The organism is Micromonospora sp. S4605 (genome assembly GCF_003176715.1).
In the GTDB taxonomy this organism is placed as follows: domain Bacteria; phylum Actinomycetota; class Actinomycetes; order Mycobacteriales; family Micromonosporaceae; genus Micromonospora; species Micromonospora echinaurantiaca.
Genome location: NZ_QGSW01000332.1, coordinates 1 through 10,487 on the forward strand (window position 1 = coordinate 1; position 10,487 = coordinate 10,487).

General features: G+C 73.8%; 9 protein-coding genes. 4 read left to right on the forward strand and 5 right to left on the reverse strand.

Annotated elements, in window-relative coordinates; translation table 11 throughout:
* Nucleotides 1–71: 71 nt before the first annotated feature.
* Both DLJ47_RS28960 and DLJ47_RS28965 read right to left on the reverse strand, forming a co-directional pair.
* Nucleotides 72–1,379, reverse strand: coding sequence for an ABC transporter substrate-binding protein (locus DLJ47_RS28960; RefSeq protein WP_109904685.1), 1,308 nt, complete (start codon nucleotides 1,377–1,379; stop codon nucleotides 72–74).
* 252 nt (nucleotides 1,380–1,631) lie between these two features.
* Nucleotides 1,632–2,393: a maleylpyruvate isomerase family mycothiol-dependent enzyme gene (locus DLJ47_RS28965; RefSeq protein WP_109904695.1), complete on the reverse strand. Its 762-nt coding sequence runs from the start codon at nucleotides 2,391–2,393 to the stop codon at nucleotides 1,632–1,634.
* A gap of 69 nt (nucleotides 2,394–2,462) precedes the next feature.
* Between DLJ47_RS28965 and DLJ47_RS28970 the strand changes: the two genes are divergently transcribed.
* Nucleotides 2,463–3,554 carry a UDP-N-acetylmuramate dehydrogenase gene (locus DLJ47_RS28970; RefSeq protein ID WP_109904687.1) on the forward strand — a complete coding sequence of 364 codons (1,092 nt, stop codon included), beginning with the start codon at nucleotides 2,463–2,465 and terminating at the stop codon, nucleotides 3,552–3,554.
* A 16-nt stretch (nucleotides 3,555–3,570) separates the two neighbouring features.
* Here DLJ47_RS28970 and DLJ47_RS28975 read toward each other — a convergent pair whose 3' ends face one another.
* Both DLJ47_RS28975 and DLJ47_RS28980 read right to left on the reverse strand, forming a co-directional pair.
* Entirely contained in the window at nucleotides 3,571–4,368 is a 798-nt protein-coding gene (locus tag DLJ47_RS28975; protein ID WP_109904689.1) for an SAM-dependent methyltransferase, read from the reverse strand.
* Nucleotides 4,369–4,382: 14 nt separating this feature from the next.
* Entirely contained in the window at nucleotides 4,383–5,150 is a 768-nt protein-coding gene (locus DLJ47_RS28980) for an SDR family NAD(P)-dependent oxidoreductase (protein WP_109904691.1), read from the reverse strand.
* A gap of 189 nt (nucleotides 5,151–5,339) precedes the next feature.
* Between DLJ47_RS28980 and mshA the strand changes: the two genes are divergently transcribed.
* The 3 genes from mshA to DLJ47_RS37805 all read left to right on the forward strand — a co-directional run bounded on the left by mshA (nucleotide 5,340) and on the right by DLJ47_RS37805 (nucleotide 8,838).
* Nucleotides 5,340–6,704, forward strand: a complete 1,365-nt coding sequence (mshA, locus tag DLJ47_RS28985; RefSeq protein ID WP_109904693.1) for a D-inositol-3-phosphate glycosyltransferase — start codon at nucleotides 5,340–5,342, stop codon at nucleotides 6,702–6,704.
* A gap of 146 nt (nucleotides 6,705–6,850) precedes the next feature.
* Entirely contained in the window at nucleotides 6,851–7,456 is a 606-nt protein-coding gene (locus DLJ47_RS28990) for a YbjN domain-containing protein (RefSeq protein ID WP_109904697.1), read from the forward strand.
* Nucleotides 7,457–8,124: 668 nt separating this feature from the next.
* Nucleotides 8,125–8,838 carry a hypothetical protein gene (locus DLJ47_RS37805; protein ID WP_342447654.1) on the forward strand — a complete coding sequence of 238 codons (714 nt, stop codon included), beginning with the start codon at nucleotides 8,125–8,127 and terminating at the stop codon, nucleotides 8,836–8,838.
* 494 nt (nucleotides 8,839–9,332) lie between these two features.
* Here DLJ47_RS37805 and DLJ47_RS29000 read toward each other — a convergent pair.
* Nucleotides 9,333–10,487: MFS transporter (locus tag DLJ47_RS29000; RefSeq protein ID WP_109904701.1), on the reverse strand; the 1,155-nt coding region annotated here is incomplete at its 5' end.

Sequence of the window (10,487 nt, forward strand, 5' to 3'; positions counted from 1 at the left end):
GTCCCCTCCCGCCCCGCACCCCGGCGCGCCCGACCCGGGTCGGGCGAACCGGGGTGCGGGGCGGGAGGGGACTACTTGGCGGCGGCCTTCTTCGCGTTGGTCACCGCGTCGGTCCAGCCCTGGTCGGGGTTGCGCTGACCCAGCTCCACGGTCCGGACCGCGTTCTCCACCTCGGTCCGGACGGCCTGGTTCTTCGGCCCCATGTAGACCGGCTTCAGGTTCTTCGCCCCGGCGGCGAAGATCTGGCCGACCGGCGCGCCGGAGAAGTACGCGTTGGTCGCCCCGGTGATCGCCGGGTCCGCCAGGGCCTGCGGCGACGACGGCAGCGGCCCCTTGGCCTTGAACGCGCCGATCTGCCCCTTGGCGCTGGTCAGGAACTTGGCCAGCTCGATCGCCTCGGCCTGGTGCTTGCTCTGCTTGGGCACCGCGAGGTAGGAACCGCCCCAGTTGCCGCCGTTGCCGGGCACCTGGGCGATGTCCCACTTGCCGGACGCGGCCGCGCCGGCGTTGCCCTCGATGACGCCGGTCATCCAGGCCGGGCAGGCGATGGTGGCGAACTTGGCCTGCTTGAAGGCGGAGACCCACTCCTCGGACCAGGCGCCGTACTTGCCGGACAGGCCGGAGTCGATGATGTCCATGGTGGTGTCCCAGGCCTGCCGGACCGCCGGGTTGCTGTCCACCACGAGGTTGTCCGAGGTGTCGTAGTAGCTGTAGCCCTGGGCGTTACCGGCGGTCTGCAGCAGGATGGTGTTGAAGGTGTTGGTGGCCGCGTCGAGGAACGCCGCGCCGGTCTTCTTCGCGGTGAACTGCTCGCCGACCCGGATGTAGTCCTGCCAGGTGGGCCAGAGCTTGGCGACGGCCTCGCGCTCGGTGGGCAGCCCCGCCTTGGCGAACAGGTCCTTGCGGTAGCACATCGCCATGCCGCCCACGTCGGTGCCGAGGCCGATGAGCTGCTTGCCGTCGGCGGTCAGCCCGCCGTTCCACTTCCAGTCCAGGAAGTTGCCCTTGAGCTCGGCGGCGCCGTGGTCGAGCAGGTTCACGAAGTTGCCGGGATTGGCCTTGTACTCGACCAGCAGGCCCTCCTCGATGGCCACGACGTCGCCGGCGCCCTTGCCGGCGGCGAGCCACTGGGTGAGCTTCGGCGAGTACTCGTCGAGGTTGCCGCCGGTGCCCCGTTCGACGATCTTCACGCCGGGGTGGCTGGCCATGTACTCCTGGTAGAGCTGCTCGTAGCCGAACTGGCCGAAGACGTCGACGGTCAGCGTGATCGTGCCGTCGTTGTCGGCGGCGTCGTCGCCGCCGCAGCCGGTGCTGACGAGCAGTGCGCTGGCGGCGACCAGGGCGACCGCCGCGAGGCGGCGGCGCGAAAAGGCACCCATCTGTCTCGGACCCCTCTCAGGTCGGGCGGGTGGTGGTGGATGAATCTGAGAGAGCGCTCTCACGTAGATTGCTGGCCGGTCCGACCGGTGTCAAGAGAGCGCTCTCCGAGGCGTCCGGATCGTTACCTCGGCGCTACCGGCCCAGGTGGCGGGGCGCGGCGCTCGGCGCAACGCGGGGCGCCGCGCGGAACCGGCGACAAGAAAGTGGCCCCCCGGCGCCGGGAGGCCACTGACTCGGGACGGGCGCGGCGGTCAGCCGGTGCGGAGACCGTCGAGCAGCGTACGGTCGCCCAGCACGTCCAGGGTGTCGAAGCTGACCCGGCCCCACAGCGCCAGCAGCAGGTCGCTCGCCGTGCCGCTGACCTGCGCCCGGGCGTGGTGGTCGTCGTGGTCGAAGATGGTGGCCGTGTCCAGCAGGGCGACCCCCTCGCCGCGCAGCCGCAGGTACCACTCCTGTGCGGCGTCCACCGCGGAGAGGTGCACCACCCCGTGCCACTGGCCCCGGGTCCGTCGCCGGCCCGAGGGCAGCCAGGTGTCCAGCACCTCGCTCACCCCGTCGGCCGCGAGCTTCGCCTCCACCGGCTCGCCGGCGGCGATCGCGAGCTGGGCGTCCCAGCGGTGCACCGCTGTCTCGTGCGCGGCCCGGCGTGGCCAGAACCCGGCCTTCTTCGGCTGCGGCGCCCAGTTCCACGCCGGCGCCTCCGGGTCGAGCCCGTCGAAGAGGGTCATCAGCCGGTCGAACTCGTGCTGCCAGAGCTGCGCGGGGGTGCTGCCCGGGTCGAATTCGGCGAGGTCGGGGCGCTTGGGCGGGGCGGTGGTCGCACCGGAGCCGGCGAACGAGTGCACCCACCGGTAGAAGGCGGCCAGGTGCAGGGTGAGGTCGGCGACGGTCCAGCCGGGGCAGGAGAGCACCGGGGTCTCGGGGGGTGCCTCGGCCACGGCGGCGGCGAACGCCGGCCCCTCCGTACGCAGAGCGCCTATCCAGAAGTCCTTGGTGCCGTGCAGTCTGCTCATCGCCATCCTCCCGGGGGTGACCCGGCCACCAGTGGGTGCCGCGGCTACCCACAGCCTAGGGTGAAAGGCGTGTCAGACGTCTACGCCCAGCCGACAACCGGAGCCGGACCCGACGCCATGTGCGATCTGGCGCGTTTCACCACGTTGCGCCTGGGTGGCCCGGCAGGGCGGATAACGACCGCCACCAGCGGGGAGGAAATCGTCCGAAGCGTACGCGAGGCGCAGGGACGGGACGAACAGGTCCTGATCCTCGCTGGCGGTAGCAACGTGGTCATCGGTGACGCCGGTTTCCCCGGCACGGTGGTGCTGGTCCGTTCGCGTGGGCTGCGGGTGCTCGCCGAGGACGAGGACTCGGTCACCGTACGGGTCGAGGCGGGCGAGCCGTGGGACGAGCTGGTCGCCACCACGGTGGCCAACGGCTGGTCCGGCCTGGAGTGCCTCTCCGGGATCCCCGGCTCGACCGGCGCCACGCCGATCCAGAACGTCGGCGCGTACGGGCAGGAGGTCGCCGAGACCATCACCGCCGTCCAGGTCTACGACCGGGTCGAGGGCGTCACCGGGCGGATCGCCGCCGCCGACTGCGGCTTCGCCTACCGGTCCAGTGTCTTCAAGTACAGCGACCGCTGGGTGGTGCTCGCCGTGGACTTCCGGCTGACCCGCTCGCCGCTCTCCGGCCCGGTTCGCTACGCGGAACTGGCCCGGGCGCTCGGCGTCGAGGTGGGTGACCGGGTGCCGCTGGCCGACGCCCGGGCCACCGTGCTGCGACTGCGCGCCGGCAAGGGCATGGTGCTCGACCCCACCGACCCGGACACCCGCTCGGTCGGCTCGTTCTTCACCAACCCCGTGCTGGACCGGTCGGCGTACGAGCTGCTGCGCGAGCGCGCGGCCGACCTCGGCGACCCGCCGGCCTGGCCGGGTGCGGGGGACGTGGTCAAGGTCAGCGCCGCCTGGCTGATCGACAAGGCCGGCTTCGGCAAGGGCCACCCGGGCCCGGAGGGGGTGGCCATCTCCAGCAAGCACACCCTCGCGCTGACCAACCGCGGCGGCAACGCCAGCACCGCGGCCCTGGTCGAGCTGGCCCGGGAGATCCGCGACGGCGTCCACCACCGCTTCGGCGTCACCCTCCACCCCGAACCCGTCCTCATCAACTGCACCATCTGACCCGGAGTGTGCGGGGTCAGGTGGGGGCGATGGTGGGCCAGGGGAGGGTCAGTTCGCCGAGCCGCCAGCGGCGCGGGCGGTCCAGGATCGGCCAGCCGGCGGCCTTGACCGACTCGACGGCGCGCAGCCAGCGTTGCCGGGGGCCGAACGGGGCGTAGCCGGCGGCCGCGTGCCAGGCGGCGTCGAGCGCCCGGAGGAACTCGTGCACCGGCTCGCCCGGCACGTTGCGGTGGATCAGCGCCTTGGGCAGCCGCTCGGCCAGCTCGGCCGGGCTGCCCAGGGTGCCGAGCTTCGCGGCCAGGGTCAGCGTGCGCGGCCCGTTGGCGTCGAGCAGCACCCAGCCGCCGAGGCGGCCCAACTCGTCGCAGGTCCCCTCGACCAGCAGCCCGCCGGAAGCGAGCCCGCCGGTCATCGTCCGCCAGGCGCCGGCGACCTCGCTCTCGTCGTACTGGCGCAGCACGTTGAACGCGCGGACCAGGGCGGGCCGCAGTCCGGCCAGTTCGAAGCCGCCCCGGGCGAAGGTGAGCCACGGCGGGTCGGCGGCCGGCTCGGCGGCGGCCACGCGTACCGGATCGATCTCCAGCCCGACCACCCGCACGTCGGCGCGGACCGTGGCGGCCAGCCGGGCGCGCAGTTCCACCGCGGTGACCGGGGTCGCGCCGTAGCCGAGGTCGACCACCAGCGGGTCGGCCGCGGCCCGCAACCGGTCCCCGCAGGTCGCGGCGATCCAGTTGTCCACCCGGCGCAGCCGGTTGGGGTTGGTGGTCCCCCGGGTCACCACGCCGAGCGGCCGGCGCCGCGCCGTCCCCGCCACGCCCGGACCCCGACTCAGCCGACCCGGTGCACCTTGTGCTGGGCGGCCTGCGCCAGCGGGCGGACGACCAGCCGGTCCACGTTGACGTGCTGCGGCCGGGTGGCGCACCAGGCGATGCAGTCGGCCACGTCGTCGGCGACCAGCGGGTCGGGCACCCCGGCGTAGACCGCGGCGGCCCGGTCGGCGTCGCCCTCGAAGCGGACCAGCCCGAACTCGTCGGTCTTCACCATGCCGGGGTCGATCTCGATCACCCGGACCGGCCGGCCGCAGAGCTCCAGCCGCAGCGTGCCGGCGACCGCGGTCTGCGCGTGCTTGGCGGCGGTGTAGCCGCCCCCGCCCTCGTACACGATGAAGCCGGCGGTGGACGAGACGATCACGATGGTGCCGGCGCCGGAGGACTCCAGCGCGGGCAGCAGCGCCTGGGTGACGCGCAGCGTGCCGAGCACGTTCGTGTCGTACATCCACTGCCAGTCGGCGACCGAGCCGGACTCCACCGGGTCCAGCCCGCGCGCGCCGCCGGCGTTGTTCACCAGCAGGGTGACCGGCCCGGGTGCCGCGGCCGCCGCCTCGGCGAGCCCGGCGACCGACTCGTCGGAGGTGACGTCGCAGGTCACCGCGGTGGCGGTGCCGCCGGCAGCGGTGATCTCGTCGACCAGGCCGGCCAGCCGGTCGGAACGCCGGGCGGCGGCGAGCACGTGGAAACCCTCGGCGGCGAGGCGGCGGGCGGTGGCCGCGCCGATTCCGCTGGACGCTCCGGTGACGATGGCGACTGGGCTGCTCATCCGGCCATTGTCTCCCCGGCCGGTGCGGCGGCTCGCGCCGGGCGGGCGGCGCCGCGATGAGGTCCGTCACGCCCGGCCGCCTCCCGGGGCATTACCGATGCCCGATGGGGAAGATGACATCCGGCGAGGACGTTGTCCGAAAAGCGCCGGGCGTGCGGGACGGCATCAACCGTGGCAGAGGGAGCGGACGTGGCGGAATTGCACACCGGCGTCGGTCGGCAACGTGGTGCCCGGCCGTGGCCGCGGCCCCGGCGGATCGCGACCGTCTCGGTGCACACCTCACCCCTGCACCAGCCGGGCACCGGCGACGCCGGCGGGATGAACGTCTACATCCTCGAGGTGGCGCGGCGGCTGGCCGAGGCAAACGTCGAGGTGGACATCTTCACCCGGGCCACCTCCGGAGACCTGCCCCCGGTCGTCGAGATGGCACCCGGAGTGCACGTCCGGCACGTCGTCTCCGGCCCGCTCGAGGGGCTCACCAAGGAGGAGCTGCCCGGCCAGCTCTGCGCCTTCAGCGCCGGCGTGCTCCGGGCCGAGGCGGCCCGCCCGCCGGGCTGGTACGACCTCATCCACTCCCACTACTGGCTCTCCGGTCAGGTCGGCTGGCTGGCCAAGGAACGGTGGGGGGTGCCGCTGGTGCACACCGCGCACACCCTGGCGAAGGTCAAGAACGCCCAGCTGGCGACCGGTGACCGGCCCGAGCCGAAGGCCCGGGTGATCGGCGAGGAACAGGTGGTCGCCGAGGCCGACCGGCTGGTCGCCAACACCGGGGTCGAGGCCCGGGACCTGATCAGCCGGTACGACGCCGAACCGGCCCGGGTCGCGGTCGTCGAACCCGGCGTCGACCTGGCCCGGTTCCGGCCGGCCCGGGGTGACCGGCACGCGGTCCGGATCGCGGCCCGCCGCCGGCTCGGGCTGCCCACCACCGGGTACGTGGTGGCGTTCGTCGGCCGCATCCAACCGCTGAAGGCGCCCGACGTGCTGGTCCGGGCGGCCGCCGCGCTGCGCGAGTGCGATCCGGAGCTGGCCGCCGAGCTGACCGTGGTGGTCTGTGGCGGCCCGAGCGGCAGCGGCCTCGACCGGCCGACCGCGCTGATCGAGCTGGCCGGCTCGCTCGGCATCGCCGACCGGGTGCGTTTCCTGCCCCCGCAGACCGGCGACGACCTGCCCGCCCTGTACCGGGCCGCGGACCTGGTCGCGGTGCCGTCGTACAACGAGTCCTTCGGCCTGGTCGCCCTGGAGGCGCAGGCCTGCGGTACGCCGGTGCTGGCGGCCGCCGTCGGCGGCCTGGTGACCGCGGTGCGGGACCAGGTGAGCGGGGAACTGGTCGACGGCCACGACCCGGCCGACTGGGCCGCCTCGCTCGGCCGCCTGCTGCCCGACCGGCGGCGCCGGGAGGAGCTGTCCCGCAACGCCGAGCGGCACGCCCGCAACTTCTCCTGGGACCGTACGGTCGCCGGGCTGCTCGACGTGTACGGCGAGGCGATCTCCGCGCACCGGGCCCGGCTCGCCGCCGAGCTGGCCGGCGACCCGGCGCTCTCCTGTTCCTGGTGACCCCTCGTCCGCCGCGCCGTCCGCCGCGCCGTGCGTCGCGTCCGTGCTCCGGTCGTCGCTCGCGCGGCGGCCCGGGGCCGGCCCGTGGCGGGCGCGGTGGCTCGGCCGTCGGGTGAGCCGGCCGGGCCGGCCGTAGAGTGGGTCCGGTGAGCGGGAAGAGCGATCTTGAGGCCCTGATCGAGTCGGTCTGCGACGAGCGGGAGCTGGCCTGGGAGTCCACCGGCCCGGGGTCGTACGCGGTCACCCTGCCCGGCACCCACAAGCTCAAGACCGTCTGCAACCTGATCGTCGGCGAGCACGCGCTGCGGATCGAGGCGTTCGTGATGCGCCAGCCGGACGAGCGCCGCGAGGAGCTGTGGGCCTGGCTGTTGCAGCGCAACGCCCGGATGTACGGGGTGTCCTTCTCCATCGACGCGGTCGGCGACGTCTATCTGACCGGCCGGGTCAATCCGGCTGGCGTCGACGCGGACGAACTCGACCGGCTGCTCGGCGCGGTGCTGACGTACGCCGACGAGTCCTTCGACACCATGCTGGAGATCGGCTTCGGCAGTTCGATCCGCCGGGAGTGGGAGTGGCGGATCAAGCGCGGCGAATCCACCGCGAACCTGGCGGCGTTCGCACACCTCTTCGAACCGTCCGGCCCCGGTGCCGCGGGTGACGGGTCCGCCGCCGCGGGGACGGGCGGTTCCGGGACCGCCGATTCCGGTGCCGGGCGCACCAATGCGACCGCCGGAGGTTCGGACCCGTCCTGACGGGTATGCCGCACCGCGCGGTGCGGCATTTGGGACCCGCCGCGTGCCGAAGACGGACTGTCGAGGAGCGTGAGCGTCCCATGGCTCAGCGGAACAGCTCAGGTCGCGGCGGGACTGCGACCAGGACGAAACGGCAGGCGGGAAACCGGACCCCGAACACCCCGGGGATCTCCGAGTCGGAGATCTCCCGGATGCGGGTCGACGACCTCCGCGGCCAGCTGCGCCGGCACGGGGTCTCCGGAATATCCGCACTGCGCAAGCCGGAACTGGTGAAGACGCTGGTCCGGACGCTGCGGGCGGCCGGGGGAGCGGGACGGCGGAGCACCGGGCCGGCGGGCCGTGCCACGGGCACCAGGGCGGCGGCGGGCCGCGCCGCGGCCACGAAGAAGGCGGCCGGCAAGGCGGCGCCGGCCCGCGCCAAGGCCGCCCCGGCGAACAAGACCGCCCCGGCGAAGAAGGCCGCGCTGAAGAAGGCGGCGGCGAAGAAGACCGCCGCGAAGAAGGCACCGGCGAAGAAGGCCCCGGCGGCGAAGAAGGCGCCCGCGAAGCGGGCGGTCGGCGCGACCGCGGCGAAGAAGACCGCGACCGCGCGGCGGACCACGGCGGCGGCCAAGAAGGCGCCGGCGAAGAAGGCACCCGCGAAGAAGGCTCCGGCGGCGAAGAAGACCATGGCGGCGAAGAAGACCACCGCGGCGCGGCGGACGACGGCAGCGGCGAAGAAGGCGCCCGCGAAGAAGGCGCCCGCGAAGAAGGCGCCGGCCAAGAAGGCGCCGGCCGCGAAGAAGACCACGGCGGCGCGGCGGACCACGGCGGCGGCCAAGAAGGCGCCGGCGAAGAAGGCACCCGCGAAGAGGGCGCCGGCCGCGAAGAAGACCACGGCGGCGACGAAGACCACCGCGGCGAAGAAGACCACGGCGGCGCGGCCGACCGCCACGGCCGCGAAGAAGGCGCCCGCGGCCAGGAAGACCACGGCGGCGGCGAGGCAGCTGCCGGCGCCGACCGCGGGTGGCGGGGTTCGTACCGGGCGGAGCAGTTCCCGGTCGGTCACCTCGTCGCAGGTGATCTCGTCCCTCGCCGACCGGCCGGAACACCCGGGACGGAGTCTGGTCACCAGCAACCACGAGGTGATCCAGCGCTGGGCCCAGGAACGGGGCGCGAAGCCGGCCACCATCGCCGGCACCGAGCGGGAGGGCCGGGCCGGCGTGCTGACGTTCAACATCCCGGGTTACCGGGAGAGCAGCCGGATCCGCGAGATCACCTGGGACGAGTGGTTCCACACCTTCGACCTGCGCAAGCTGAACCTGATCTACCAGGAGCAGATGCGCGACGGCCGGCAGAGCAACTTCTTCCGGACCGAGTCGCCGGACCGGGAGGACGCGTGAGGAACGGGTGGCCCGGGGCCCTGCACGACGGTCGGGTTTCCGGGCCCGGGGTGTTTGCGGGAATTGCCGGCGGGTATGCGCTGTTGGCCACAGACGAGGCCCGGTGAAACGGTCCACGGGCGCTGTGTGACCGGCGAGACAGCCGGAGCGGGTTGAATCCGTAAACCGGGCGAACTAACTTTATTGCACCGCGCCACGCTTGGAAACGTTCGGGGGAGCGGCGGATCGATCAGATCCGTGCACCGGGCGAGGCGCAGGGGACGAGTGGAGCAACATCGTTGGGGGACGGTGTCCACTCGTTTGGACCGGCGGCGCGAGCGGGCGACGCTTACGGGGGTGAGTGCCGCCCGCCGCCGCCGGTCATACGGTGCGGGTGCCCGTCACGACAGGGTCGTGGCGGGCGCTTTGCGTCTCGTACGGGTCGGCTGTCCGGGCCGGGCCCCCGGGGGCGGTGCCGGGAGTCGGGTCGGTCAGCCACCGACCGGCGGCGGCGGTCAGCGGCCGGTGAGTGCCGGCTCGGGGCGCTCGGCGGCGGCCCGGCGCAGCGCGGCCACCCGCCGCTCCCGAGGCGGCCCGGCCCAGAGGTGTCCGGCGGCGGCCAGCAGTCCCAGCCCGCCCACGATCAGCCAGTGCCGCTCGCCGAGGTACTGCAGGCTCACCCCGCCGAGGGTGGGCGCCACGAAGGACGCGGCCGGGAAGGCCAGGTAGAAGACCGACTGGTAGCGGGCCCGCAGCTCAGGTGGAGCGAGGTCGGCGTTGATCTGCGCGTTCGGCGGGGCGGCGAGCATCGAGCCCACCGTCCAGACCACCGCGGCGCCCAGGTAGACCGGCAGGTCGTCGGCGAACGCGAGGGCGCCGAAGCCGAGCGCGAGCAGCCCGGTGGAGACGGCCAGCACGTGGTCCTTGCGGTGCCGCTCGATCAACCGGGGCACGAAGAGCTGGCCGAGCACGATCAGCACTCCGCCGAGCGCCACCACCGCGCCGTACGCGGACGGGCTGAGCCCGTCCGTCCGCATGGCCAGCGGCATGATGGTCGAGGTCTGCAGGGTCAGTACGGCCAGCACGAAGGTCAGGCCCACGAAGACCAGGAAGACCCGGTCGGTGAGCGCGGTGTGCAGCCCGGGCCGCCGCGGCCGCAGGCCCGGCCCCACCGCCGGCGCCGGCGGACCGGAGCCGACCGGATGGTGGACGGTCGCCGTGCCGGACGAGCGGAGAACGTCCAGGATCGGAGCACGGCGGGCGGTGCGGGCGCGACTCGGGAGGGTCTCCGGCACCTTCCAGGCGATCACCACAGCGGCCAGCAGGGTGGCCGCCGCGTCGACCAGGAACAGCGCGACGAAGCTCGCCTCGGCGAGCACGCCGGCCAGCAGCGAGGCCACCGCCATGCCCAGGTTGAACGCCCAGAACTGGAGGTTGAAGGCGCGCGAGCGGCGCTGCTCGGGCACCACGTCGACGATCGCCGCGACGAACGCCGGGCTGGGCATCGAGTGGACGACGCCGACCAGCGCGGCGAGCACCGCGATCACCACCAGGTGCCGGCTGAACGCCAGCGCGACCATCAGGGCGGCGGTGACCAGGTGGGCCGCGAGCAGCGTGGACCGGCGTCCCCACCGGTCGGCGAGCACCCCGCCGAGCAGCACCCCGGCCGC